Origin of the sequence: Kluyvera sichuanensis (genome assembly GCF_014218705.1) — a bacterium.
Classification (GTDB): domain Bacteria; phylum Pseudomonadota; class Gammaproteobacteria; order Enterobacterales; family Enterobacteriaceae; genus Kluyvera; species Kluyvera sichuanensis.
The window spans coordinates 334,975-360,121 of sequence record NZ_JABBJF010000002.1; the positions used below are offsets into that span (position 1 = coordinate 334,975).

23 protein-coding genes are annotated in these 25,147 nt (G+C 56.9%); 14 read left to right on the forward strand and 9 right to left on the reverse strand.

Features of this window, described 5'->3' with window-relative positions:
- Positions 1–15 precede the first annotated feature (15 nt).
- The 4 genes from HII27_RS03890 to deoR all read left to right on the forward strand — a co-directional run bounded on the left by HII27_RS03890 (position 16) and on the right by deoR (position 4,272).
- Positions 16–1,119, forward strand: coding sequence for a PTS fructose transporter subunit IIC (locus HII27_RS03890; protein WP_185666651.1), 1,104 nt, complete (start codon positions 16–18; stop codon positions 1,117–1,119).
- Between the two features lie 9 nt (positions 1,120–1,128).
- Positions 1,129–2,382 (forward strand): class II D-tagatose-bisphosphate aldolase non-catalytic subunit, encoded by a 1,254-nt coding sequence (locus HII27_RS03895; protein ID WP_185666652.1) that lies wholly within the window; start codon positions 1,129–1,131, stop codon positions 2,380–2,382.
- Positions 2,383–2,471: 89 nt separating this feature from the next.
- Complete coding sequence (gene tal / locus HII27_RS03900; protein WP_185666653.1) at positions 2,472–3,422, forward strand: transaldolase; 951 nt, start codon at positions 2,472–2,474, stop codon at positions 3,420–3,422.
- Positions 3,423–3,513: 91 nt separating this feature from the next.
- Entirely contained in the window at positions 3,514–4,272 is a 759-nt protein-coding gene (deoR, locus tag HII27_RS03905) for a DNA-binding transcriptional repressor DeoR (protein ID WP_185666654.1), read from the forward strand.
- A 7-nt stretch (positions 4,273–4,279) separates the two neighbouring features.
- Here the strand turns inward: deoR and dacC are convergent, their stop codons facing one another.
- Entirely contained in the window at positions 4,280–5,482 is a 1,203-nt protein-coding gene (dacC, locus tag HII27_RS03910) for a serine-type D-Ala-D-Ala carboxypeptidase (protein ID WP_185666655.1), read from the reverse strand.
- A 232-nt stretch (positions 5,483–5,714) separates the two neighbouring features.
- Here dacC and HII27_RS03915 point away from each other — a divergent pair, with 232 nt between their 5' ends.
- Positions 5,715–6,335 carry a glutathione S-transferase family protein gene (locus HII27_RS03915; RefSeq protein ID WP_185666656.1) on the forward strand — a complete coding sequence of 207 codons (621 nt, stop codon included), beginning with the start codon at positions 5,715–5,717 and terminating at the stop codon, positions 6,333–6,335.
- Positions 6,336–6,340: 5 nt separating this feature from the next.
- Here HII27_RS03915 and HII27_RS03920 read toward each other — a convergent pair whose 3' ends face one another.
- On the reverse strand, positions 6,341–7,351 hold the full coding sequence (locus HII27_RS03920; RefSeq protein WP_185666657.1) for a LacI family DNA-binding transcriptional regulator: 1,011 nt from the start codon (positions 7,349–7,351) through the stop codon (positions 6,341–6,343).
- Between the two features lie 143 nt (positions 7,352–7,494).
- On the opposite strand from HII27_RS03920, the gene HII27_RS03925 reads away from it, so the two are divergent.
- Together HII27_RS03925 and HII27_RS03930 are read left to right on the forward strand one after the other, a co-directional pair.
- Positions 7,495–8,574 (forward strand): glycoside hydrolase 5 family protein, encoded by a 1,080-nt coding sequence (locus HII27_RS03925; RefSeq protein ID WP_185666658.1) that lies wholly within the window; start codon positions 7,495–7,497, stop codon positions 8,572–8,574.
- 24 nt (positions 8,575–8,598) lie between these two features.
- A complete protein-coding gene (locus tag HII27_RS03930; RefSeq protein WP_185666659.1) occupies positions 8,599–9,885 on the forward strand; it encodes an ABC transporter substrate-binding protein in 1,287 nt (428 codons plus the stop codon).
- Positions 9,886–9,926: 41 nt separating this feature from the next.
- On the opposite strand, the gene HII27_RS03935 is transcribed toward HII27_RS03930, so the two are convergent.
- Positions 9,927–10,310, reverse strand: a complete 384-nt coding sequence (locus tag HII27_RS03935) for a biofilm formation regulator BssR (RefSeq protein ID WP_185666660.1) — start codon at positions 10,308–10,310, stop codon at positions 9,927–9,929.
- A gap of 284 nt (positions 10,311–10,594) precedes the next feature.
- Between HII27_RS03935 and HII27_RS03940 the strand changes: the two genes are divergently transcribed.
- Together HII27_RS03940 and HII27_RS03945 are read left to right on the forward strand one after the other, a co-directional pair.
- Positions 10,595–10,975 (forward strand): type II toxin-antitoxin system RelE/ParE family toxin, encoded by a 381-nt coding sequence (locus HII27_RS03940; protein ID WP_185666661.1) that lies wholly within the window; start codon positions 10,595–10,597, stop codon positions 10,973–10,975.
- Positions 10,972–11,301, forward strand: coding sequence for a helix-turn-helix domain-containing protein (locus tag HII27_RS03945; protein ID WP_185666662.1), 330 nt, complete (start codon positions 10,972–10,974; stop codon positions 11,299–11,301). The genes HII27_RS03940 and HII27_RS03945 overlap by 4 nt, the downstream gene beginning before the upstream one ends.
- A gap of 48 nt (positions 11,302–11,349) precedes the next feature.
- Here HII27_RS03945 and gsiD read toward each other — a convergent pair whose 3' ends face one another.
- Genes gsiD through iaaA form a run of 5 tightly spaced genes read right to left on the reverse strand, consistent with a single transcriptional unit; the run spans position 11,350 to position 17,610 of the window.
- Positions 11,350–12,261, reverse strand: coding sequence for a glutathione ABC transporter permease GsiD (gene gsiD / locus HII27_RS03950; RefSeq protein ID WP_185666663.1), 912 nt, complete (start codon positions 12,259–12,261; stop codon positions 11,350–11,352).
- Between the two features lies 1 nt (position 12,262).
- A complete protein-coding gene (gsiC, locus tag HII27_RS03955; protein ID WP_185666664.1) occupies positions 12,263–13,183 on the reverse strand; it encodes a glutathione ABC transporter permease GsiC in 921 nt (306 codons plus the stop codon).
- Positions 13,184–13,235: 52 nt separating this feature from the next.
- Positions 13,236–14,774 (reverse strand): glutathione ABC transporter substrate-binding protein GsiB, encoded by a 1,539-nt coding sequence (gene gsiB / locus HII27_RS03960; RefSeq protein WP_185666665.1) that lies wholly within the window; start codon positions 14,772–14,774, stop codon positions 13,236–13,238.
- Positions 14,775–14,797: 23 nt separating this feature from the next.
- Positions 14,798–16,657: a glutathione ABC transporter ATP-binding protein GsiA gene (gene gsiA, locus HII27_RS03965; protein ID WP_185666666.1), complete on the reverse strand. Its 1,860-nt coding sequence runs from the start codon at positions 16,655–16,657 to the stop codon at positions 14,798–14,800.
- An 11-nt stretch (positions 16,658–16,668) separates the two neighbouring features.
- Positions 16,669–17,610 carry a beta-aspartyl-peptidase gene (gene iaaA / locus HII27_RS03970; protein ID WP_185666667.1) on the reverse strand — a complete coding sequence of 314 codons (942 nt, stop codon included), beginning with the start codon at positions 17,608–17,610 and terminating at the stop codon, positions 16,669–16,671.
- A gap of 178 nt (positions 17,611–17,788) precedes the next feature.
- Between iaaA and moeA the strand changes: the two genes are divergently transcribed.
- Together moeA and moeB are read left to right on the forward strand one after the other, a co-directional pair.
- Positions 17,789–19,024, forward strand: coding sequence for a molybdopterin molybdotransferase MoeA (gene moeA / locus HII27_RS03975; RefSeq protein WP_185666668.1), 1,236 nt, complete (start codon positions 17,789–17,791; stop codon positions 19,022–19,024).
- The gene (gene moeB / locus HII27_RS03980) at positions 19,024–19,773 is read left to right on the forward strand and encodes a molybdopterin-synthase adenylyltransferase MoeB (RefSeq protein WP_185666669.1); all 750 of its coding nucleotides are present in this window, start codon (positions 19,024–19,026) and stop codon (positions 19,771–19,773) included. Before moeA ends, moeB begins: the two co-directional genes overlap by 1 nt.
- An 88-nt stretch (positions 19,774–19,861) precedes the next feature.
- Here moeB and fsa read toward each other — a convergent pair whose 3' ends face one another.
- Positions 19,862–20,524: a fructose-6-phosphate aldolase gene (gene fsa / locus HII27_RS03985; protein ID WP_185666670.1), complete on the reverse strand. Its 663-nt coding sequence runs from the start codon at positions 20,522–20,524 to the stop codon at positions 19,862–19,864.
- A 133-nt stretch (positions 20,525–20,657) separates the two neighbouring features.
- Between fsa and HII27_RS03990 the strand changes: the two genes are divergently transcribed.
- From HII27_RS03990 to HII27_RS04000, 3 genes are all read left to right on the forward strand, one after another.
- Positions 20,658–21,560: a glycyl-radical enzyme activating protein gene (locus HII27_RS03990; RefSeq protein ID WP_185666671.1), complete on the forward strand. Its 903-nt coding sequence runs from the start codon at positions 20,658–20,660 to the stop codon at positions 21,558–21,560.
- Positions 21,561–21,564: 4 nt separating this feature from the next.
- Positions 21,565–23,997 carry a formate C-acetyltransferase/glycerol dehydratase family glycyl radical enzyme gene (locus HII27_RS03995; RefSeq protein WP_185666672.1) on the forward strand — a complete coding sequence of 811 codons (2,433 nt, stop codon included), beginning with the start codon at positions 21,565–21,567 and terminating at the stop codon, positions 23,995–23,997.
- Positions 23,998–24,186: 189 nt separating this feature from the next.
- Positions 24,187–25,002: a Cof-type HAD-IIB family hydrolase gene (locus tag HII27_RS04000; RefSeq protein ID WP_185666673.1), complete on the forward strand. Its 816-nt coding sequence runs from the start codon at positions 24,187–24,189 to the stop codon at positions 25,000–25,002.
- The last annotated feature ends 145 nt before the right edge of the window (positions 25,003–25,147 follow it).

Sequence of the window (25,147 nt, forward strand, 5' to 3'; positions counted from 1 at the left end):
CCAGGAGGATTGAAAATGTCGGAAAATATGAAAGCCGTAAAGGATGAGCTGGTTAAAGCGTTTAGCACCGGTGTGTCATACATGATGCCGGTGGTGGTGGTTGGCGGGATCTGCCTGGCGCTGTCACTGGTCGGCGGCGAGCCGGTCGCGGGTAAAGGGATGGTGGTCACTAACCCATTCTTACTGAATCTGGGCGCTATCGGCAGCGCGGGTCTGGGGATGATGATCCCGGTGCTCGCCGCTTATATCGCCTACTCCATCGCTGGCAAACCTGGGCTGACGCCGGGGGTGATTACCGGCTTTATGGCCAGCACACCGCTGGGTGCCGATCACGTGGTGACCGGGTTCCTCGGGGCGATGCTGCTCGGTATTCTCAGCGGCTACGTCGCGAAATGGATTAAAACCTGGAAGGTTGGCAAGGCGCTGATGCCGGTCATGCCAATCATGATTATCCCTATCGTCTCAACCTGCATCGTCGGCATGCTCTACCTGTACGTTCTGATTGGGCCAATTGGCGCCGCCATGAAATGGCTGGTTTCCATGCTCTCCAATATGCAGGGCAGCAGCGGCATCGTACTGGGGCTAATCCTTGGCGCCATGGCAGCCTTCGATATGGGTGGCCCGGTCAACAAAACCGCGACCGCCTTCACCCTGGCGCTGATGGCAGAAGGCATTTACGGCCCGAACGGCGCTTACCGTATTGCCTGCGCTATTCCACCGCTGGGTATCGCCCTCTCTACGTTCATTTCGCAGCGCAAATGGGCCGAGGATGAACGCCGCATGGGCACCTCCGCCGCCTTTATGGGCCTTATCGGAATTACCGAAGGCGCTATTCCCTTCGCGGTGAAAAACCTCAAGACCGTTTTGCCTTCAATCATTATCGGCAGCGCCGTCGGTGCGGGCCTGGCGATGGTTCACGGCGTGGAGTCGATGGTACCGCACGGCGGATTAATCGCCATCGCGGGCGTCAATAAAGCCCCGCTGTGGTACGTCCTCGATATGGCCATCGGCGTCATTGTTACCGCCATCTGCCTGCATATTTTGCGTCCAAATATTAGCGAGCCGGTGAAGAAAACCGACGCTAAAAAAACTGTCACTTCAGATATGAATAAAGCCTAAGGAGTTGTCATGAAAAACACCATGAAGCAGTACGTTGATTATATCGTTAAGGGTGGTAAGTCCACGATGCTGGGTATTGGCCCAATGTCTCCGGCGCTTATTCAGGCATGTTTTGAATTAGGCAAAGAAAAAGATCTGCCGCTGATGTTTATTGCCAGCCGTAACCAGGTTGATGCCGATGAATTTGGCGCAGGCTACGTCAATAACTGGGACCAGTTTCGCTTCGCTGCCGACCTGAAAGCGATGGCTGATAAAGTTGGATTCGACGGCGATTACTTCCTCTGCCGAGACCACGGCGGCCCATGGCAGCGCGATAAAGAGCGTAAAGACCATATTCCAGAAGCGCAGGCAATGGAACTGGCGCGCCGTTCCTACCAGATTGATATGGATGCGGGGTTCGATTTGTTGCACATCGACCCAACGAAAGACCCGTACGTCATGGGCAAAGTGATTGATATTGAGCTGGTATTAAGCCGCACCGTCGAGCTGATTCGCTTCTGCGAAGCGTATCGTCAGAAGAACAACCTGAAAGAGTTCTTCTACGAAGTGGGCACCGAAGAGACCAACGGCGGCCTGACCGATATCAGCGCCTACGAAGGCTTTATCATTGAACTGAATAAGCGCCTGAACGACGAAGGACTGCCGCAGCCGCTGTTTATCGTCGGCCAGACCGGTACCCTGACCCGCCTGACCAAAAACGTAGGCCACTTCAACGATACCCAGTCGGCGGAGCTGTCGGCTATCAGCACCCGCTACGGCGTGGGGCTAAAAGAGCACAACGGCGACTATCTGCCGGATGAAATTCTGCTTAAACATCCGGGCCTTGGGATCACCGCCATGAACGTCGCTCCGGCGTACGGCACCATTGAAACTCGCGCTTATCTGAAGCTCGCGGAAGTGGAAAAAGATCTGGCGGCCAAAGGCTTTATTAAATCGGCATCAGATTTCAAAACCGTGCTGACCCGCGAGTGCGTGCTGAGCCACAAGTGGGAAAAATGGATGACCGACGAGCATAAAAATAAATCTGAAGAGCAGATCTTCAGCGAGCCCGCGCTGCTGAAGGAGATTCTTGAGCTGAGCGGCCACTATAACTACGAAAAACCGGCGGTAGTGAAAGAGATGCAGACGATGTTTGCCAACCTGAAATCGTTCGGCGTTGAGCCAGAACGTTACGTGGTGAACAAAATTAAAGACATGATTCAGAACGAAGCCGAGTGCTTTAATATGCCAGGCCTGACCACCCGCGTGGCACAAGCCCGTTAATGCCATAAAAAATAACGTCGTAGGCCGGATAAGCGAAGCGCCATCCGGCCTACTCCTTACTCGCGACCCAATAAAAACAGGTACTGGTTATGAATCAGCTTGAACAATTAAAGCAGCGCACCATTATTGTCGCTGACAGCGGGGACATTGATAGCATCATTGCCTATCATCCCGAAGATGCCACCACTAACCCTTCTCTTGTTTATAAAGCTGCGCAGTTACCGCAGTATCAGAATTTAATTAAAGAGATCGTCGCCACGCTCAAATCGCGCTATGCCGGAAAGGAGCTGCTGTCCTCCACCGTTGCCGATCATCTGGCAGTCAGTATTGGGGCGCTGATTCTGAAAAGCGTACCGGGGCGTATCTCTACCGAGGTCGACGCTCGCCTGTCGTTTGACACCGATGCCAGCATTCGCAAAGCGCGCGAACTGATTGCGCTGTATGCCGAACAAGGCGTAGGTAAAGAACGGGTCCTGATTAAGCTTGCTGCCACCTGGCAGGGTATTCGCGCCGCTGAAGTGCTGGAAAAAGAGGGGATTTGCTGCAACCTGACCCTGCTCTTTTCTTTCGCGCAGGCGCGCGCCTGCGCCGATGCTGGCGTATTTTTAATCTCCCCATTCGTTGGACGCATTTACGATTGGTACAAGAAAAATAACCCGGACACCGTCTATACCGTCGATAACGATCCGGGCGTGGAATCGGTGCGCAATATCTACCGTTTCTACAAAATGTACGGCTACCAGACTGTGGTCATGGGCGCGAGCTTCCGCACGCCAGAGCAGGTTCTGGCCCTGAACGGCTGCGATCGCCTCACGGTTTCACCGGGACTGTTAGCTCAGCTCCAGCAGTGTGATGCCAAGGTACCAGCGCCGCTACACTATGCCGGAGATGTGCAACCAAAGCCTGATGCCATCAACGAAGCCGAGTTCTATTGGGCGCACAACCAGGATGCCATGGCGGTCGAAAAGCTGGCCGAAGGGATTCGCCTGTTCGCCGTTGACCAGAACAGTCTGGAAACCTTGCTCACGCAATACCTTTGACCTCGCTGAGGCCTTTGCGAAGTGGCCGCTCACAGGTAAAATAACGCGTTGACCCCGGCATCCTTGCCGGGGCATTTCCGCTAGAGGAACTATGGAAACACGACGCGACGAGCGAATGGGTCAACTGATTCAGGCACTGAAACGTAGCGATAAGCTGCATCTCAAAGAAGCGGCAGCACTGCTTGGCGTTTCTGAAATGACGATTCGTCGCGATCTTAACAGCGAGAGCGGGCCCGTTGTACTGCTCGGCGGCTACGTCGTGCTGGAGCCACGTAGCGTTCCTCACTATCTGCTGAGCGACCAGAAAACCCGACTGGTTGAAGAAAAAAAGCGAGCGGCGCGCCACGCGGCTGCGCTGCTGAAACCGCACCAGATGGCCTTTTTCGACTGCGGCACCACCACGCCGTGGATTATCGACGCCATTGATAACGACCTGCCGTTTACCGCCGTCTGTTACTCGCTAAACACTTTTTTAGCGCTGCAGGATAAACCCAACTGTCGGCCCATTCTCTGCGGCGGCGAATTCCACGCCAGCAACGCTATTTTCAAACCACTGAGCGAGCAGGACACGCTTTCACACCTCTGCCCGGACATCGCCTTCTATTCCGCAGCCGGTATCGATATTGAAATGGGGGCAACCTGTTTTAATCTTGAAGAGCTGCCGGTGAAGCACTGGGCGATGCGCCAGGCGCGCTACCATGTGCTGGTGGCGGATCACAGCAAGTTTGGCAAAGTGCGCCCGGCCCGCATGGGTGACCTGACGCGCTTTGATGTGATTGCCAGCGACATCTGCCCGGATGATGAGCTGGTGGCGCTGGCAAAACAGCAGCAAATTTCGCTGCTGTATTAGCGGGATATTACGAGAACCAGCTGCCGAACCACTCGTGGATTTTCATCAGCACGAAGTCCATCATGCGGCTGAAGAAGCCGCCCTCTTCGACCGCTTCCATCACGATCAGCGGACGCTGCTCAATGGTTTTGTCGTTAAGCTTGAAGTCGATGGTGCCGACCACCTGGCCTTTAGTTAACGGCGCGGTCAGCTGCGGCTGGCTTAAGGTATAGCTGGCCTTCAGGTTTTTCAGCTGGCCTTTCGGGATGGTCACCGAACCGGCTTCCCCTGCCCCAAGGTTCACTTCACTCTTATCACCAAACCAGACGCGCTGGCTGATAAAAGTGGCATCCGCCTTGATTGGCGTAACGGTTTCATAGAAACGGAAGCCCCAGGTCAGCAGCTTCTCCGACTCGTTAAAACGCACGCGGTCGCTCTTGGTACCCAGCACCACCGCAATCAGGCGCATATCGCCCTGAGTGGCCGAGGACACCAGGTTATAGCCCGCACCCGCCGTAGTACCGGTTTTCACGCCATCAACGTTGAGGTTCGAACTCCACAGCAGACGGTTGCGGTTTGGCTGGCGGATGTTGTTGAAGGTGAACTCTTTCTCTTTATGTACCGCATACTCTTCCGGCACATCGTGAATCATCGCTTTGGTCAGCAACGCCATATCGCGCGCGGTGCTGTACTGCCCAGGCGCATCCAGGCCGTGAACGGTTTTGAAGGTGGTATTGGTGAGGCCGATTTTCTGCGCATAGCCGTTCATCAGGCTGACGAAGGAGTCCTGGCTGCCGGCAACGTAGTCGGCAATGGCGATGCTGGCATCGTTGCCCGACTGGATTATCACCCCTTTATTGAGGTTCTCAACGGAAACCTGCTCGCCGGGCTTGAGGAACATCACCGATGAGCCGCGCAGCGCCGGGTTACCGGTGGCCCACGCGTCACGCCCGATGGTCACCATATCGGTGAGCTTGATTTTATTCGCCTTCAGCGCCTGACCGACCACGTAGCTGGTCATGATTTTTGTCAGGCTGGCCGGGTCGAGCTTCTCATCGGCATTGCCCTCTGTCAGGACCTTACCGCTGGCGTAATCCATTAATATAAAAGCACGGGCGTCGATTGCTGGCGCGTCCGGAAGTTGTTCCGCCGCCTGCACCGCCGGTGCCACTAAAAGTAAAAGCGCTGAGCCTGCCATCAGACTCTTGAAGGAGTTAGCGTTACACATCATAAAAGCCACCCAAGTATCCATTCCCAAAAACACGCCACGACAGTACCGTGCTGCACCAGGCCGTGAGTAATAACGTAGAAACTCTCTTAAAGAAACAGTGAGTTGGTAAAGTTTTTTAAGTTTACGCAAGATCACCTGATTGTGCTGAAAACCTGACATTTTTTTTGATCGAGATTGCGTAAGCGTTTACTTTGGCCCACATTTAATCTCTGCTAAATAAACGGGAGTGGTCATGATTACGCTGTGGGGAAGAAATAATTCAACGAACGTGAAAAAAGTGCGCTGGACGCTGGCAGAGCTTGGCCTGCCGTATGAGCAAATTATGGCGGGCCAGGGATTTGGCGTGAACCGCGACGCGGCCTATCTGGCACTTAACCCTAACGGCCTGGTACCGATGCTAAAAGACGGCGACGACGTGCTGTGGGAATCAAACTCCATCGTGCGTTATCTGGCGGCGCAGTACGGCACCGAGAGCCTGTGGCAGGCGTCGCCGGTTCAGCGGGCAAAGAGCGAAAAGTGGATGGACTGGGCCAACGAAACCCTCTCGCCGGTGCACCGTAAAATCCTCTTCGGGCTGGTGAGAACGCCGGTAGAGCAGCGTAACATGGCCGAAATCAATGCGGCGATTGAAGCCTGCAAACCGCTGCTGGCAATCCTCGACAACACGCTGGCGAATCAAACCTGGCTTTCCGGTGAGCAGTTTGGCGTGGGCGATATCGCCGTGGCGCCATTTGTCTATAACGTGCTGGAAACCGTCAAAACCTGGCCGTCACTGCCACATCTTGAGCGCTGGTATCAGCAGCTGGCACAGCGTCCGGCGTTCCGCGACGTGGTGATGATTCCGGTGAGTTAAACCACTCAGGTGCGCTGGCTACTCCCGCGCACCTGCAGTTTCCCCACCAGCCGGACATGCGCCGCCGTATCATCCCCCTCACACAGGTAGTTCACCGCCATTCTTCCCAGCTCGCTATAGGCTAGCTGCACGCTGGTCAGCGCCGGAGTCAGTTGGTGCGCAATACGCTGATCGTCATAACCACACACCAGCACGTCGCGCGGAATAGCAATATTGAGCGTGGCGAGCGCCTGATAGCAGCCAAGGGTCATCCAGTCGCTGGCGCAGAAAATGGCCTGCGGCGGTTCCGGCAAGTGCATCAGCTCAAGTGTGGCGTTAAAGGTGGCATTCAACGACCAGTCAGTCGGTTTAATCAGCGTGTCGTCCACCGCGATCCCGGCCTGCTCCAGCGTCTGGCGATACCCTTCGAGGCGCAGCACGCTGGCATCCATCCAGTCATCGCCCATGATATGCGCAATACGCGTGATGCCCTGCGACAGCAGATGGCTGACTATCTGGCAGGCGTTGGCGCGGTCATCAGGCAGAAAGGTCGGCAGCAGCGGGCGCTTCGGGTCGTACTGGTTTAACAACACCACCGGCTTATGAATAAGCGCGTCGAACGGCGAGAAATCAAAGGCGCGGGTCACCGGGCTTGCCAGAATAACTCCCGCACAAGCACGCTGATCCAGCTGACGCAGAATATGCGCCGCCATCTCCAGATCGTCGCCATAGTCATAAACGGTCAGTAGAGTATCCCGCTGCCAGGCGGCGGAGACAGCATCGCTAATGGCCTCGACGAAGGGGTCATAGTTCGGCATTCCGCACAGCAGCAGGGCAATCTCCTCCTGCCCTTCCTGACGATGAGGCACGATAATCTTTTGATAGCCAAGCGCCGCCGCTGCCGCATAGACGCGGTCGCGGGTGGCTTCACTCAGGCGAATCGCCCGGCTATTGTTGAGCACCAGAGAGACCGTTGCCTGCGAAACGCCCGCTTCCCTGGCTATATCACTCATCGTTATTTTGTTTTTCTTCGCCATGTTCACTCCTTGTCGCCGCCGACTATAGCACAGTTACCCCACGCTTTTTTTGTGAACAACCCGACAGTTCAACCGCGTCAGGATTGCGCCTTGCGCCTGAGTTAATAAATATTAGCTAATAATTATTAGCAAGGAGAAAAAATATGCACTCGCAATGGCGCGAATCACAGGCACAGGCCTGGTATCAACAGCATGGTTGGGCATGCGGCTTTAACTATCTGCCGCGCAGCGCGGTCAACTGGACCGAAATGTGGCAGGCGGAGACTTTCGATGTGCAGACCATCGACCAGGAGCTGGGCTGGGCCCACGGCTACGGCTATAACGCGCTGCGCACTAACCTGCCGTTTATCGTCTGGGAAGCCGACCGTGACGGCCTGCTGGCACGTATCGACGCCTTTTTAGCGCTGGCGAAAAAACACCAGATTCAGGTGATGCTCACCCTGATGGACGACTGTGGTTTCTCCGGCGATGAGCCGTACCTCGGCCCGCAAAAGCCACCGCGCGAGGGCGTGCACAACAGCCAGGCGGCGGCAAGCCCCGGTCGGGCCATCGTGATGGACCCAAGCCAGTGGCCACGCATTGAAGCCTACGTCCGCGACGTACTCAGCCGTTTTAAGGATGATGAGCGTATCACCATCTGGGATCTCTACAACGAACCGGGCAACCGTGGCATTAACCTGTCAGCGACCGAATCGGCAGAGTATGACCAAGCGCTGGAGACCTTCGCACTGGAGCTGATGACCGCGACCTTCGGCTGGGCGCGTGAAGTGGGCCCAAGCCAGCCGCTCACCGTGGGCGCGTGGCATATTGATCACCCCCAGTACGGCACGCTACAGCACCCGATTGATATCGCCGCGTTGCGGTTATCCGACATCATCAGCTACCACAACTACAACAACGCCGCCCGCCAGCTCGGCGTGCTGGAAAGCCTGATGGCATATCAGCGCCCGATACTGTGCACCGAATGGCTGGCGCGGCACATGGACTGCACGTTCAGCGAGCAGCTGCCGCTGTTCTGCGCTTTCGATACCGGCTGCTATCAATGGGGGCTGGTACAGGGCAAAACGCAGACCTGGATCCCGTGGACCAGCGTCAACAGAGATCACCCCGATCCCCAATCACTGTGGTTCCACGACGTGCTGACACCCGATGGCAAACCGTGGTGTGAAGAAGAAATGCAGCTGGTGAAAGCGCTGACCGGCTATCGCCAGACGCATCGTTAATTGTGATACACGGAGGATTCATCCATGAAAAAGTCAGCCTTGTTCCTGCTTGCCTGCTGCGGTTTCGGTGCGATACCTGTCGCGCACAGCGCCGATCAGGTGGAACTCCGTTTTGCCTGGTGGGGCGGTAAGGCCCGTAATCAGGCCACCTTAAAGGCGCTGGACGCCTTTGAGGCTAAATATCCCAATATTAAAGTGAAGGCGGAATACACCGGCTGGGACGGGTTCTACTCGCGCCTGACCACGCAGATTAACAGCAACACCGAAGCCGACGTTATCCAGACTAACTGGAACTGGCTGACGCTGCTGTCCAAAACCGGCGACGGTTTTTACGATCTCAACCAACTGAGCCAGCCCATCGGCCTCGATCAGTTCTCCCCCGCCTCACTCGCCAGCACGACGGTGAATGGCAAGGTCAACGCCATCCCGGTTTCCGCCAACGTGATGCTGTTTTACTACAATGCCGCGACCTGGAAAAAAGCTGGCGTGCCGCTGCCGAAAAGCTGGGAAGACCTGCTCAAAGCCGGGCCGGTGTTTAAAGAGAAGCTCGGGGATAACTACTATCCGCTGATCCTGACCGAGCAGGATTCACTGCTGCTCCTGAACTCCTGGGTCTATCAGGGGAATCAGAAACCGATGGTGGATGAGAAGACCCGTAAACTCGGCTGGAACCATGACGATCTGGTACAGGCCTTCACCTTCTATCGTCAACTGGTGGCGGCGCACACCGTGCCGGACTCCCGCACGATGGCCTCATTCGGCAAAGGCATTGCCTATGAAATGAAGCCGTGGATTAACGGCGAATGGGGCGGTATCTACAACTGGAACGTGATGTACACCGCCGAGTCGCAGAACCTGAGTAACCCGGCAGACCTGGTGATGGGCGATTATCCGATGCGCGAAGGTGCCAAAGATGCCGGGCAGTTTAACAAGACCGCGCTGATGCTCTCTATCAGTAAAAACACCCGCCACCCGCAGGAAGCGGCACTGCTGATCAACTTCCTGATGAGTGAAAAAGAGGGCGTGGTGCCGGTGGGGCTAGAGCGCGGCGTGCCGCTGAGCAAGGCCGGGGCGCAGATCCTGCGCGATGCCGGGTTACTGAAAGAGGACGATCCGGTGCTGACCGGGCTGACGCAGTCCGCCGCGTTGCCAAACCACGCGAAGGCGCTGCCCTATCTTGAAGACCCGCAGTTCACCGCCCTATTCCTCGCGGCGCTGCAAAGCATCGACTACGGCAAAACCACGGTAGACCAGGCCGCCACCCACTTTGAGGAGCAGGCGAACCGTATTCTACGGCGAATTATGCGCTAAGGGAGAAGGTCATAGACAGGGGGACGGCTGTCCCCCTGATTTCAAGCGTGAGTCATTGGTGATTCAGCATCCAGCTTACGAATGCTGGTCGTCAACGCCGTCAGGCAGCGCTCAAGCGTTTCCACGTTAACCGCAATATAGGACGGGCAGTCGTAGCGCCCCGTCATCAAGCATACGGCAGCGGATGCTAAAGCCTCACCCGCCTGCCGCATCATTTCCAGTTCGTTCAACGAACTACACCGCTTAAGCGGCACAGCGTTACCCCGTAGTTCGCCACACAGTTCGAGCAGGTTAGTACGCAGATGATCGTTATCACCGACTGACATATACCCCTTTGCCTTTCGAAGCTGCAAATAGGCATCAAGGTCAATTCGCGCATTGATGAGTCGCCTCATCATCTGGCGTTTCAGTTTGCTATCCGTCATGCATTTACCTCCCTTGCCACCCATTGGCTCTTTCATTATGAGATTGCTTAACGAAAGGAATGCTGCGCGATATCAACAATTCATCATTCATAACACTTTTAACAAAATAGCAATGATTTTAAGGCGCACTGAGAGGGCAAACGAGCAGTAGAGCACTCACGTAACCGGACTACCTGTTACAGTAACCCGGTCATATTCTGAATTTCCCCCTTATCCCCCTCCTCTTCTTGTATGAAAATACCGTAATCTTTACTATAGTAACAATTACCAGGTTGAGGTGAATCATGGCTATCTATAAGGCAAAACGATTCAACCAAAACACCAAAAAGCTTGGCATCACGGACGACGTGCTATTGAAAGCTGCCGAAGATATCAAACAGGGTGTTTGGGAAGCGAATTTAGGCGGAGGGGTAATCAAAAAACGCCTGCCTCTGCAGCAAGGCAAAAGTGGTGGCGCAAGAACCGTCATCTTTTTCAAATACGATCGACATATTTTTTTCTACGATGGTTGGGCGAAAAATAGTGTCAGTAGTGGAAATGATAAAGAAATAGAAGATGACGAACTTATTGCTTATCGAAAATTGGCTAGCGCGTTTTTAGCCTTCACTGATACGGATATCGCAAAACTCCTGGCCACCGGTTTTTTAGTTGAGGTAGATAAATGACTAACAAACTCAAAGCAATGCTTGATGACGCTAAAGAGCTTAACGCACTTGGCCTTATGCCAGAGGGCGACGTTGCTGAAATCAGTAAGCTTTTAAAAGCGCGCGAGCTTAAAACACGTATTGCCGCCGTTAAGATGATGTCTGGTGAAGAGATTAAGGCGGTTCGTGCCCGTTTCGGCATGTCTCAGTCTATATTGGCGCACACGCTGGGAATGTCTAAAGAGAGCGTGTCCAAATGGGAGCGCAACGAAATCAAACCCAGCGGCCCAGCGCTGCGCATTCTCAATACTCTGGCGGCTAAAGGCCCAGAAGTGTTCACCAAGTAAACCAGCGCTAGCCCGGCCAGGTATTGCAAGGCCGGGCTCTCAGTTTGACTACCCTTTCAGTTTCGGATCCAGCGCGTCGCGCAGGCCATCGCCCAGCAGGTTAAATGCCAGCACCGTCAGGAAAATCGCCAGCGCCGGGAAGACTGCGACGTGTGGTGCAATCACCATATCCGCGCGCGCTTCGTTGAGCATCGCCCCCCATTCCGGCGTCGGCGGCTGTGCACCGAGGCCGAGGAACGACAGGCTGGCGGCGGAGATAATCGATACCCCGATACGCATGGTGAAATAGACCACGATAGAAGAGACCGTGCCGGGCAGAATATGCTGGAACAGGATAACCCGGTCGCTGGCGCCGATGCTGCGCGCCGACTCGATAAAGGTTTGCTGCTTCAGCACCAGCGTATTGCCGCGCACCAAGCGGGCAAATGCCGGAACCGAGAAAATCGCCACGGCGATAATCACGTTGGTCATGCCGCTGCCCATAATCGCGACCACGGCAATCGCCAGCAGGATGCCGGGGAAGGCAAACAGCACGTCGCAGACGCGCATGATGATACGGTCCCACCAGCCTTCGTAGTAGCCCGCCAGCAGCCCGAGCACGGTGCCAATCAGCGAGCCAATCAATACCGCAAACACGCCCGCGGTAAGCGAGATTTGCGCGCCCACCAGCACCCGGCTGAAAATATCGCGCCCGAGCGAGTCTACGCCGAACCAGTGGATCAGCGATGGGCCGTCGTTCAGGCGGTCGTAATCGAAGTAGTTTTCCGCATCAAACGGCGCAATCCACGGCGCCACCACCGCCACGATAATCAGCAGCAGTACGAAAATGCCGGAAGCCATCGCTACCGGTTGCTGGCGAAAGCGCCGCCAGAATTCTCGCCACGGCGTGCGCGGCGTCCCCGCTTGCATCACCGGCATGGCGTTAAGCGCCGCCTGCCGACGCCAATTGAATAATCGCACGTTATTTATACCTGATAGCCGGGTTAATGGCGGCGTAGAGCACATCCACCACTAAGTTGATAAGAATAAACTCCAGCGAAAACAGCAGCACCTCGGCCTGAATCACCGGGTAATCACGCATCTCCACCGAATCCACCAGCAGGCGTCCAAGCCCCGGCCAGTTAAAGACTTTCTCCACCACAATCGAGCCGCCGAGCAGAAAGCCAAACTGCAGCCCCATCATCGTCACCACCGGGATCATGGCGTTACGCAGCCCGTGTTTCAGCACCACCACTTTTTCGCTCACCCCTTTGGCGCGGGCGGTACGCATATAGTCTTCATTGAGCACGTCAACAAACGAGGCGCGGGTAAAGCGCGCCATCACCGAGGCCACGGCGGCACCAAGAGTGATGGACGGCAAAATGTAGTGCTGCCAGCTGTCGGCGCCCACGGTTGGCAGCCAGCCAAGCTCGACGGAGAAAATTTGCATCAGCAGCATCCCCAGCGCAAACGCCGGGAAGGAGATCCCGGTGACCGCCAGCGCCATGCCGAGACGATCCGGCCAGCGGTTGCGCCACACCGCGGCGGCAATCCCCGCAGCCATGCCAAAAATCACCGCCCAGACCATGCTGGCGAGGGTCAGTAACAGCGTTGGCAGAAAGCGGCTGGCGATCTCTTCGGATACCGGGCGGCGTGACACCATTGAGATACCAAAATCGCCCTGCACGGCGTGGGTGATGTAGTGCCAGAACTGAACGTACAGCGGCTGATCCAGCCCCAACTGCTGACGAACCATCGCGATAACCTGCGCGTCCGCTTCCGGCCCGGCAATCAGTCGCGCCGGGTCGCCGGGAAGCAGATGGACAAATAAAAACACCAGCACCGCCACGATAAACAGCGTCGGGATCAGGCCGAGCAGGCGTTTAAGAACATAGTTAAGCATGACTCTCCTTGCCGTAAGCTCCCTGCGCCATCATGACGCAGGGAGACCTCGCTTACTTCAAATCCGCATCGTCAAAGCTGAAGCCCGTGTCCGGCATAATGTAGAACCCGGTCAATGACTTGCTGTGCGCCGAAACCAGTTTCTCTACCACCAGCGGCACCCACGGCGACTCTTTCCAGATAATATCCTGGGCCTCTTTGTAGAGCCGTGCTTTTTCTTTCGCATCCGTCGTTTGCAGCGCCGCCGTCAGGTCTTTATCCACCTGCGGGTTGCTGTAGAACGCGGTATTAAACTGGGTTGGCGGCCAGTTAGACGAGGCAAACAGCGGCGACAGCGCCCAATCGGCTTCGCCCGTCGAGGCGGACCAGCCGGTGTAGAACATTCTCACGCCGCTCTCTTTCTGCCCTTTCGCTTCCACTTCCGCCGCGCGCTGACCGGCATCCATCGCCGTCACCTGTGCCTTAATACCAATTTGCGCCAGCTGCTGCTGGGTAAACTGCAGCACCTTCTGCGCGGTACTGTGGTTGTGCGACGACCAGAGCGTGGTGCTAAAGCCGTTCGGGTAGCCCGCCTCTTTCAGCAGTGCTTTAGCTTTTGCCGGGTCGTACGGCCACGGCTGGTACTGCTGAGCGTAGGCGATAGACGGCGGCACCACGCCGGTAGCCGGAGTGGCGTAACCCGCGAAGGCCACCTTCACCAGCGCCTGACGGTTGATGGCGTAGTTAATCGCCTCGCGCACCTTCGGGTTATCAAACGGCTTTTGCGTCACGTTCATGCTGATATAGCGCTGCATGATGGATGGGCTCGCCACCAGTTCAAGCTGGCTGTTTTTGGCCAACAGCGCCGCCTGCTCGTAAGGAATGGGGAAAGCAAACTGCGCCTCGCCGGTTTGCAGCATCGCGGCACGCGTGTTGTTATCAACCACCGGACGCCAGGTAATAGAGTCCAGCTTCGGTAGCCCTTGCTGCCAGTAGCCAGCAAACTTGCTGACCTTAACGAAGTCAGTCTGGTTCCAGGTATCGAGCTTATACGGCCCGGTTCCCACCGGATGGAAGCCAATTTCATTGCCGTATTTCTTCAGCGCCGCCGGGGAGATCATCGCCGTTGCCGGGTGGGCCAGAATATTGATAAACGCCGAGAACGGCTGCTTCAAGGTGATCTTCACCGTCTGGGCGTCAACAACCTCGGTTTTATCAATATTTTTATACAGGTTATAGCGCTTGAGGTGGCTATCCGGGTTGCTGGCGCGATCGAGGTTAACCTTCACCGCTTCGGCGTTAAAATCGGTGCCATCCTGGAATTTGACTCCCTGACGTAGCTTCAGAGTGTAGACCTTGCCATCGTCAGAAACGGTGTAGCTTTCCGCCAGTACGTTCTGCAGCTTCATCTCTTTATCAAGGCCAAATAGCCCCTGATAGAAGGATTTCGCCACCGCCTGCGACAGCGTGTCGTTGGCATCATACGGGTCAAGCGTGGTGAAGTTGGAGCCTACCGCCACGACCACATCTTTTGCCGCGAACGCGGGAGAAGCCGCCAGCGCGGAAGCCACGCCCAGTGCGACCAGCCATTTACGTGAAACGCGTTGTGTCATGTTGTCCCCTGCCTATGGTTTTATTATCTATTGGTCAGCGCACTGCTAGCCGGCTCCCTGGCGACATAGTGCCCCGGTGAAACCTGTTGCAAATTAATGGGTTCGACTTCTTCACCCCGTTTGTAGATATTGCCCGGCAGATCGTCCGACAGCAGCACGCGCTGCGGCCGCCGATGGGCCGGGTCCGCCACCGGTACGGCGGCGAGCAGCTTACGGGTATACGGATGCTGCGGGTTTTCAAACACCGCGCGGCGCGGGCCAATTTCCACGATACGCCCACGGTACATCACCGCCACACGGTGGCTGATGCGCTCGACCACCGCCATATCATGCGAAATAAACAGAAATGCGATGCCCATCTCCCGCTGTAGCGACAGCAGCAGATTGATGATCTGCGCACGAATCGAGACGTCCAGCGCCGAGACCGATTCATCGGCAATCACCACCTTCGGGTTCAGCGCCAGCGCGCGGGCAATACAGATACGCTGTCGCTGACCGCCGGAAAACTCATGCGGATAGCGCCACGCGTGCTCCGGCTGTAGGCCCACGCGCTGCAATAGCCACTCCACCCGCTGCTGTAGCGCCTCGCCCTGCAACGCGCCATGAATGCGCAGCGGCTCCATAATCGAGAAGCCGACGGTGTGGCGCGGGTCGAGCGAGGCGTACGGGTCCTGGAAGATAAACTGAATATCGCGGCGCAACGGCTGAAGCTGATGCGCCGAGAGCGTATCAATGCGCTCACCGTTAAAGGTAATGGTGCCGCTTTGCGACTCCACCAGCCGCAGCAGCGCTCGCCCGGTGGTGGATTTTCCGCAACCGGATTCGCCCACCAGCGCCAACGTCTCGCCAGGCCATAAATCAAAACTGACGTTTTCTACCGCGTGCACTTCACGAGTGACGCGGTTCAGAATGCCACCACGCAGCGGGAAACGCGCCACCAGATTGCGCACCTTGAGGATCGGCTTACCTTCGACAACGGTGTCTTGCTGCTGCGGTTCACTCTCCGGTGCATTGAAATCCGGGAAGCTTTTAGGATAGTCGCTACCGCGCATCGCTCCTAGACGTGGGACGGCTGCCAGCAAGCGGCGCGTATACGAGTGCTGCGGCGCGGTAAAGATCTCGTCCACGCGCCCGCTTTCGACCACTTCACCCTGATGCATCACCAGCACCCGGTCGGCGATTTCTGCTACTACGCCCATATCGTGAGTGATAAAAATCACCCCCATCGCCATCTCTTTTTGCAGCACGTCGATAAGCTGCAGGATCTGCGCCTGAATCGTCACGTCCAGCGCGGTGGTGGGTTCGTCGGCAATCAGCACCGCCGGGCGGCACGACAGCGCCATCGCAATCATCACCCGCTGGCGCATGCCGCCGGAAAGCTGATGCGGGTAGCGTGACAGCATGGCCTGCGCTTCCGGAATACGCACCTTATCGAGCATTTTTTTCGCCTCGGCCAGCGCCTCTTCGCGCCCAAGCCCCTGATGCAGACGAATAGACTCGGCAATTTGCTCGCCGATGGTAAACACCGGGTTCAGCGAGGTCATCGGCTCCTGGAAGATCATGGCGATGTCGGCACCGCGCACGCTGCGCATCTGCGCAGGTGTCTGCTCCTGAAGATCAATGACCTCGCGGTTGCGTCGACGCAGCAGCAGGCTATCCATGTTCACCTGGCTGCCGGACTGCTCCAGCAGGCGCATTAATGCCAGCGCCGTGACCGATTTCCCCGAGCCGGACTCCCCCACAATCGCCAGCGTTTCACCGCGATTAAGATGAAAAGAGAGCTGATGTACGGCGCGCACGGGCTGCCCGTCCTGACGAAACGTCACGTTCAGGTTTTCAACGCTCAGCACCTGCGCGTTATCAAGCTCAGCGGAATGCGGCACGGTAACTCCTTCTATTCCTTATAAATGCCAATGGTCGGTGTGTCACCGGCGTAGGCCCAGGCGCGGTACATGCCTTCGCTGTTAAACGGCAGCACCACGTTGCCTTCGCGGTCAATGGCGATGAGACCACCGCTGCCGCCAAGCGCAGGCAGCTTTTCCATCACCACGCGCTCGCAGGCCTCGTAAAGGCTGAGATTGCCGTACTCCATCAACGCGGCGATGTCGTACGCCGCCAGCGTACGAATGAAAACTTCACCCGTGCCGGTGCAAGAGACCGCAACGCTGGCGTTATTGGCATAGCACCCCGCCCCCACCAGCGGGCTGTCACCCACCCGACCGGGCAGTTTGTTGGTCATCCCACCGGTCGACGTTGCCGCCGCCAGGTTGCCATTGAGATCCAGGGCGACGGCACCCACCGTGCCCATCTTTTGCTGCTCATCCAGCGGAGCCGCGTCATGGTCGAGAATAAAGTCGCCGTTGCTGCGGGCCACCAGCAGCTGCTGGAAGCGTTCATCGGTCGAGAACAGCGAATTATTCACCAGTTCGATTCCCTGCGACTGCGCAAAGGCTTCCGCCCCCTCGCCAATCAGCATCACGTGTGGACTATTTTCCAGCACGCTTCTGGCCGCCAGCACCGGGTTGCGCAGATGTTTTACTCCGGCAACGGCCCCCGCCTGCAGCGAATAGCCATCCATCACGCAGGCGTCCAGCTCATGCGTCTCAGCCGAGGTGAATACCGCGCCAATCCCGGCGTTAAACAGCGGACACTCTTCAAGCTGACGTACCGCTTCGGTGACCGCATCCAGCGCGCTCGCGCCGGACTCCAGCATGCCCTGTACGCTTTCGACGATGTCGGAAAGCGCGGTGACGTATTGTTGTTCTTTTTCTGCCGGCAGCTGGCTGCGGCTAATCGCGCCAGCCCCGCCGTGTATTGCAATGACTGCCTTGCCCATTAAGCGATCCCTTACCTCATTTTCTTTATAGATATCATTATAGTGCCTCTGTTCCTATATCAATTTTGAATATAGAAATAGCATCCCGCATAGTGAGGTACACCACAGGTGGCATACTGTCGGTAAGGCTTTTCTGCCATAATGTGTGCATTCGAACGTTTCCCGCAGGAGTTTACCCATGGATTTTACCGCCGGACTGATGTCGCTTGATACCGCGTTGAGCCAAATGCTTGATCAGATTACCCCGCTGCACGAACGCGAGTCGGTACCGCTGCTGAAGGCTTTTGGTCGCATTACCGCGAGCGATATCGTCTCCCCGTTGGACGTACCGGGTTTTGATAACTCGGCGATGGATGGCTATGCGGTGCGTCTGGCCGACCTCGCGGCGCAGACGCCGCTGACGGTGGCAGGTAAAGCTTTTGCCGGTCAGCCGTTCCACGGTGAATGGCCTGCCGGTACCTGTATTCGCATTATGACCGGCGCGCCGGTGCCTGCGGGCTGTGACGCGGTGGTGATGCAGGAAGAGACGGAGCAAACTGACGACGGCATTCGTTTTACCGCCCACGTTAAAGCCAACCAGAACATTCGTCGTCGCGGCGAAGACATCGCTAACGGCGCGGTCGTGTTCCCTGCCGGAACTCGTTTAACCGTCGCCGAACTGCCGGTGCTGGCATCGCTCGGCATCGCTGAGGTGGACGTGGTGCGTAAAATCCGCGTCGCGCTGTTCTCCACCGGCGATGAGCTGCAGCTGCCGGGCCAGCCGCTGGGCGATGGACAAATCTATGACACCAACCGTCTGGCGGTGCACCTGATGCTGGAACAGCTGGGCTGCGAGGTGATTAACCTCGGCATCATTCGTGATGATCCGGACCAGCTGCGCCAGACCTTTATCCAGGCTGACCAACAGGCCGACGTGGTAATAAGCTCCGGCGGTGTTTCCGTCGGTGAAGCCGACTACACCAAAACCATCCTCGATGAGCTGGGTGAAATCAGCTTCTGGAAGCTCGCCATCAAACCGGGTAAACCGTTCGCCTTTGGTAAGCTTAACCATAGCTGGTTCTGCGGTCTGCCGGGCAACCCAGTTTCCGCGGCGTTGACTTTCTATCAGCTGGTACAGCCGCTGCTGGCCAAGCTGAGCGCCGGTAGCGTGGCCACCCAGGCGCCACGTCTGCGCGTACGCACCACCGACCGCCTGAAAAAATCACCGGGTCGCCTCGACTTCCAGCGCGGTCTGCTGACCCGCAATGAAAACGGCGAGCTGACCGTTTCCACCACCGGCCATCAGGGTTCCCACATCTTCAGTTCGTTCAGCCAGGGCAACTGCTTTATCGTGCTGGAGCGCGAACGCGGTCACGTTGAGCCGGGCGAATGGGTAGAGGTAGAGCCGTTTAACCATCTGCTGGGAGGCCTGTAATGGCGGCGGAGCTTAGCGATGCGGAGATGATGCGCTATAACCGGCAAATCATCCTGCGCGACTTCGATTTTGACGGTCAGGAGCGGCTGAAAGAGGCCCGCGTGCTGGTCGTCGGCCTCGGTGGGCTGGGCTGCGCGGCCACGCAGTATCTGGCGGCCGCAGGTGTCGGCGAGCTGACGCTGCTCGACTTCGATACCGTTTCGCTCTCCAACCTACAGCGCCAGACGCTGCACAGCGATGCCACCATCGGTCAGCCGAAGGTGGACTCCGCGCGCGAGGCGCTGGCGCGTATTAACCCGCACGTTAGGCTGAATACGCTAAATGCGATGCTGGAAGAAGCGGCGCTGTGGGCACAGATTGCCGAACACGACCTGGTGCTCGACTGTACTGACAACGTGACCATTCGCAATCAGCTCAACGCGGGCTGTTTCCAGCACAAAATACCGCTGGTTTCCGGGGCGGCGATTCGTATGGAAGGTCAGATCAGCGTCTTTACGTACCAGGAGGACGAGCCATGCTACCGCTGCCTGAGCCGCCTGTTCGGCGAGAACGCATTAACCTGCGTGGAAGCCGGGGTGATGTCACCGCTGGTTGGCGTGATTGGCGCAATGCAGGCGATGGAAGCGATTAAGGTGCTGACCCATTACGGGGTGCCCGCAGCGGGGAAAATCGTGATGTATGATGCGATGCGCTGTCAGTTCAGAGAGATGAAGTTGATGCGTAGCCCGACGTGTGAGGTGTGCGGGTAGGCTTCGGCCTAACCCCCTCACCCTAGCCCTCTCCCCAATGGGGAGAGGGAACCGATCGTCACCCAACCCATCATCCGATATTTTTCTTTTACAGCGACGTACGTCCAAACGCCGTCTGCCAGTCCTGCTCAAACTTCGCCACTGCCGCATCAACTGCCGGATAGCTAATCAGCTGCTGCGCCACATCGAGTGGCAGCGTGATCGACTGGCAGCCCGCCAACAGGCAATCCAGCGCCTGGCGCGGTGTTTTAAAGCTCGCAGCCAGCACTTTTGCCTGCGGCGCATGCAGGGTCAGCAGATCCTGTAATTCACACACCGTCTGAATTCCGTTGCCGCCCTGGGCATCCACGCGGTTGACGTAGGGCGCGACATAATCGGCCCCCGCCAGCGCCGATAACAGCCCCTGCGTCGCACCGTAAACGGCCGTACCGAGCGTTGGGATACCTTCCGCTTTCAATAGCTTAATCGCCGCCAGACCTTCCGCCGTCACCGGCACTTTTACGACCAGATCCGGAATAATCGCCCGCAGCTTATGGGCGTCCGCCACCATGCCATCCGCCGTAGTCGCCATCACCTGGGCAAACAGGCGGCCTTTACCGCCCATGGCGTCCAGCAGTTCCGGCAGCAGTGCGTCCAGCGGCGTCTTACCTGCCGCCACGATACTTGGGTTAGTGGTCACGCCAGCCAGCGGGAAAACGCGCGCCAGCTTCTTTACTGCTGCGACATCGGAGGTGTCGAGATAGAGTTCCATGATGTGTCCTTAAACCGTGAGATTGAGCATGGAATAACATTACCACAGCAAAACCTCTTCTTAAGTTGACTCATGTCAAAATAACTTTCATTCGAAAGTATTTTAATCTTTATACGAAAGAAGAGGGCAGCATATGATTTTCAACATTCAGCGCTATTCCACCCACGATGGTCCAGGCATCCGCACCGTCGTCTTCCTGAAAGGATGCTCGCTCGGCTGCCGTTGGTGCCAGAACCCCGAGAGCCGCTCCCGCGAGCAGGATTTGCTGTTCGACCCGCGTCTGTGCCTGGACGGCTGTGACCTGTGCCAGAAAGCCGCGCCGTCGGTGATTGAACGTGCGCTGAACGGGCTGGTTATCCATCGGGAAAAGCTGGATGACAGCCATCTTGCCACACTGACCAACTGCTGCCCGACGCAGGCGTTAACCGTCTGCGGGGAAGCAAAAAGCGCCGACGAGATCATGGCCACCGTGCTGCGCGACAAACCGTTTTATGACCGCAGCGGTGGCGGCATGACCCTCTCCGGTGGCGAGCCGTTTATGAACCCGGAACTGGCGCTTGCGCTGCTAAAAAGCGCGCACGACCAGGGAATTCACACCGCCGTTGAGACCTGCCTGCACGTACCGTGGCGCTACCTTGAACCCGCTCTGCCCTATGTCGACCTGTTCCTGGCCGACCTCAAGCATGTCGATGAAGCACGTTTCAAGCAGTGGACCGACGGCTCAGCGAAGCGCGTGTTGGATAACCTGAAGCGGCTGTCAGCCGCCGGTAAACAGGTCACGCTGCGCGTGCCGCTGATTCAGGGCTTTAACGCCGACGAAACCTCGATTAAAGCGATTACCGATTTTGCCGCCGACGAAATGCCCGGCGTGCGCGAGATTCATTTTCTGCCTTACCACACGCTCGGCATCAATAAATATGCCCTGCTTGGCCTTCCCTACTTCGCACCCGATAAGCCGCTGAATGACCCTGAGCTGCTGGATTTTGCTCAACAGTATGCCGGTGAAAAAGGGTTAACAGCGACACTACGAGGATAAAACGATGACCACTCTGAAACTCGATAAACTGACCGACCGCATTCAGGCCCACAAAAACGCGCTGGTGCATATCGTGAAGCCACCGGTGTGCACCGAACGTGCGCGTCACTATACCGAAGCCTATCAGCAGCATCTCGACAAACCAATCCCGGTACGCCGTGCGCTGGCCCTGGCCCATCACCTCGCAGAACGCACTATCTGGATCAAGCATGACGAGCTGATCATCGGCAACCAGGCAAGCGAAGTGCGCGCCGCGCCTATCTTCCCGGAATATACCGTCAGTTGGATTGAAAAAGAGATCGACGACCTGGCCGATCGCCCAGGCGCTGGCTTTGCGGTGAGCGAAGAAAACAAACGCGTGTTACACGAGGTATGCCCATGGTGGCGCGGCCAGACCGTACAGGACCGCTGCTACGGCATGTTCACCGACGAGCAAAAAGCGCTGCTGGCGACCGGCATCATCAAAGCCGAAGGCAACATGACCTCCGGCGATGCCCACCTGGCGGTGAACTTCCCGCTGCTGCTGGAAAAAGGCCTCGACGGTATGCGCGCTAAGGTAGCCGAGCGCCGCACCCGCATTAACCTGACCGTGCTGGAAGACCTGCACGGCGAGCAGTTCCTGAAAGCGATTGATATCGTACTGGACGCGGTGAGCCTGCATATTGAACGTTTCGCCGAACTGGCGCGCAAGATGGCTGCCGAAGAAATTCGTGAAAGCCGCCGCGACGAACTGCTGGCAATGGCCGAAAACTGCGATGTGATTGCCCACGAGCCGCCAAAAACCTTCTGGCAGGCGCTGCAGCTGTGCTACTTCATCCAGCTGATTCTGCAAATTGAGTCCAACGGCCACTCGGTGTCGTTTGCCCGCATGGACCAGTATCTCTACCCGTACTACCGTCGCGACGTTGAGCTGGAACAGACGCTGGATCGCGAACACGCCATCGAGCTGTTGCACAGCTGTTGGCTGAAGCTGCTGGAAGTGAACAAGATTCGCTCCGGCTCGCACTCTAAAGCGTCCGCCGGTAGCCCGCTGTATCAGAACGTCACCATCGGCGGTCAGAAACTGGTGAACGGTGAAGCGCTGGACGCGGTGAACCCGCTCTCTTACGCGATTCTCGAATCCTGCGGCCGTTTGCGTTCCACTCAACCTAACCTGAGCGTGCGCTACCACGCGGGCATGAGCAACGACTTCCTCGACGCCTGCGTGCAGGTAATTCGCTGCGGCTTCGGCATGCCGGCGTTCAACAACGATGAAATCGTTATCCCGGAATTTATTAAGCTCGGCGTTGAGCCGGAAGATGCCTACGACTATGCGGCCATCGGCTGTATCGAAACCGCCGTCGGCGGCAAGTGGGGTTACCGCTGCACTGGCATGAGCTTTATCAACTTTGCCCGCGTAATGCTCGCGGCGATGGAAGGCGGCCGCGATGCCACCAGCGGCAAGGTATTCTTGCCGCAAGAGCACGCGCTGTCGCAGGGCAACTTCGCCAACTTCGATCAAATGCTGGCCGACTGGGATACCCAGATTCGCTACTACACCCGCAAATCGATTGAGATTGAGTACGTGGTCGACACCATGCTGGAAGAGAACGTGCATGATATTCTGTGCTCGGCGCTGGTTGACGACTGCATTGAACGGGCGAAAAGCATCAAACAGGGTGGCGCGAAGTATGACTGGGTTTCCGGCCTGCAAGTCGGTATCGCCAACCTCGGCAACAGCCTGGCGGCGGTGAAAAAGCTGGTCTTCGATCAGGGGCTGATTGGTCAGCAGGAGCTGGCAAAAGCGCTGGCGGAAGACTACGACGGCCTGACTCACGAGCAGCTGCGCCAGCGTTTGATCAACGGCGCGCCGAAGTACGGCAATGATGATGACAGCGTCGACACCCTGCTGGCTCGCGCCTACCAGACCTATATCGATGAGCTGAAACAGTATCACAACCCGCGCTACGGTCGCGGCCCGATTGGCGGCAACTACTACGCTGGCACGTCCTCTATCTCTGCGAACGTACCGTTTGGCGCGCAGACCATGGCAACGCCGGACGGCCGTAAGGCCAAAACCCCGCTTGCCGAAGGGGCCAGCCCGGCTTCCGGCACCGACCATCTTGGGCCAACGGCGGTGATTAGCTCGGTTGGGAAGTTGCCAACCTCGGCGATTCTTGGCGGTGTGCTGTTGAACCAGAAGCTGAACCCGGCAACCCTTGAGAACGAAAGCGACAAGCAGAAGCTGATGGCGCTGCTGCGCACCTTCTTCGAAGTACACAAAGGCTGGCATATTCAGTACAACATCGTGTCGCGCGAAACGCTGCTGGAAGCGAAGAAACACCCGGATCAGTATCGTGACCTGGTGGTGCGCGTGGCAGGGTATTCGGCGTTCTTTACCGCGCTATCGCCGGATGCGCAGGACGATATTATTGCGCGTACGGAGCATACGCTGTAGGTCGGTGCTTTTCCCCTCACCCTAACCCTCTCCCCCCAGGGGAGAGGGAACCGATCGACGTTGTCGATAAGCGGGTAGCCCGGGCGAACGCAGTGACCCCGGGTTTTCTTTCGAATGAAATAAATTTGTGCTTTAGCTCACATTGTAATTAAATTGTTTCTGGCCGAAGTTACTCCAGGAGCATCCCGCATGACCGTTAAAGTTATCGTCACTGATATGGACGGAACTTTTCTTAATGACGCCAAGACCTACGACCGTTCGCGGTTTCTGGCGCAGTTTGAACAGCTTCAACAGCGTGGCATTGAATTCGTCGTTGCCAGCGGCAACCAGTATTACCAGCTGATTACCTTCTTCCCTGAAATCCGTGACCGCATCTCTTTTGTCGCTGAAAATGGCGCGCTGGTTTACGAACACGGGCAGCAGCTTTTCCACGGTGAGCTGACGAAGCATGAGTACCAGGTGGTGATTGGTGAGCTGCTGAAAGACCCGCAGATGTACTTCGTCGCCTGCGGTCTGGAAAGCGCCTACATCAGCGAGAGCGCGCCAGATGCGCTGGTCGAGCTGATGTCCAAACACTACTACCGCTTAAAGCGCGTAGCGAACTTCCACGACGTCGATGACAAAATGTTCAAGTTCTCGCTGAACCTGCCGGATAGCGACATTCCCGATCTGATTGATAAGCTGCACGTCTCCCTCGACGGCATTATGAAGCCCGTCACCAGCGGCTTCGGCTTTGTCGATCTCATTATTCCTGGCCTTCACAAAGCCAACGGCATCAGCCGACTGCTGAAACGCTGGCAGCTTTCGCCACAGCAGTGCGTGGCGATTGGCGACAGCGGCAACGATGCCGAAATGCTTAAGCTTGTGAAGTACGCCTTCGCAATGGGCAACGCGGGCGAGAGCATTAAAGCCATCGCCGACTATCAGACCGACGATAACAACCACGACGGCGCGCTGAATGTGATTCAGGCCGTGCTGGATAGCACCGCGCCTTTCTCTTCCTGAAGATAGCCCGGACGAGGCGCACAGCGCCGACTCCGGGGATTCTCCCCATTTCCAGATCTTGTGCCTTCCCGGCGTCGCTACGCTCGGCCTGGCTACTTTTCCCCTTCGTGATCGAACGCAAGAATTTAAACTTGCATTAACCTTA

Coding starts and splice junctions, on each gene's coding strand:
- moeA (WP_185666668.1), top strand. CDS start 17,789: ATGGATTTTACCGCCGGACTGATGTCGCTTGATACCGCGTTGAGCCAA.
- HII27_RS03940 (WP_185666661.1), top strand. CDS start 10,595: ATGGCTATCTATAAGGCAAAACGATTCAACCAAAACACCAAAAAGCTT.
- deoR (WP_185666654.1), top strand. CDS start 3,514: ATGGAAACACGACGCGACGAGCGAATGGGTCAACTGATTCAGGCACTG.
- HII27_RS03945 (WP_185666662.1), top strand. CDS start 10,972: ATGACTAACAAACTCAAAGCAATGCTTGATGACGCTAAAGAGCTTAAC.
- iaaA (WP_185666667.1), bottom strand. CDS start 17,610: ATGGGCAAGGCAGTCATTGCAATACACGGCGGGGCTGGCGCGATTAGC.
- HII27_RS03935 (WP_185666660.1), bottom strand. CDS start 10,310: ATGACGGATAGCAAACTGAAACGCCAGATGATGAGGCGACTCATCAAT.
- moeB (WP_185666669.1), top strand. CDS start 19,024: ATGGCGGCGGAGCTTAGCGATGCGGAGATGATGCGCTATAACCGGCAA.
- HII27_RS03895 (WP_185666652.1), top strand. CDS start 1,129: ATGAAAAACACCATGAAGCAGTACGTTGATTATATCGTTAAGGGTGGT.
- HII27_RS03890 (WP_185666651.1), top strand. CDS start 16: ATGTCGGAAAATATGAAAGCCGTAAAGGATGAGCTGGTTAAAGCGTTT.
- HII27_RS03990 (WP_185666671.1), top strand. CDS start 20,658: ATGATTTTCAACATTCAGCGCTATTCCACCCACGATGGTCCAGGCATC.
- HII27_RS04000 (WP_185666673.1), top strand. CDS start 24,187: ATGACCGTTAAAGTTATCGTCACTGATATGGACGGAACTTTTCTTAAT.
- HII27_RS03925 (WP_185666658.1), top strand. CDS start 7,495: ATGCACTCGCAATGGCGCGAATCACAGGCACAGGCCTGGTATCAACAG.
- tal (WP_185666653.1), top strand. CDS start 2,472: ATGAATCAGCTTGAACAATTAAAGCAGCGCACCATTATTGTCGCTGAC.
- fsa (WP_185666670.1), bottom strand. CDS start 20,524: ATGGAACTCTATCTCGACACCTCCGATGTCGCAGCAGTAAAGAAGCTG.
- gsiC (WP_185666664.1), bottom strand. CDS start 13,183: ATGCTTAACTATGTTCTTAAACGCCTGCTCGGCCTGATCCCGACGCTG.
- HII27_RS03995 (WP_185666672.1), top strand. CDS start 21,565: ATGACCACTCTGAAACTCGATAAACTGACCGACCGCATTCAGGCCCAC.
- HII27_RS03920 (WP_185666657.1), bottom strand. CDS start 7,351: ATGGCGAAGAAAAACAAAATAACGATGAGTGATATAGCCAGGGAAGCG.
- dacC (WP_185666655.1), bottom strand. CDS start 5,482: ATGATGTGTAACGCTAACTCCTTCAAGAGTCTGATGGCAGGCTCAGCG.
- gsiB (WP_185666665.1), bottom strand. CDS start 14,774: ATGACACAACGCGTTTCACGTAAATGGCTGGTCGCACTGGGCGTGGCT.
- HII27_RS03915 (WP_185666656.1), top strand. CDS start 5,715: ATGATTACGCTGTGGGGAAGAAATAATTCAACGAACGTGAAAAAAGTG.
- HII27_RS03930 (WP_185666659.1), top strand. CDS start 8,599: ATGAAAAAGTCAGCCTTGTTCCTGCTTGCCTGCTGCGGTTTCGGTGCG.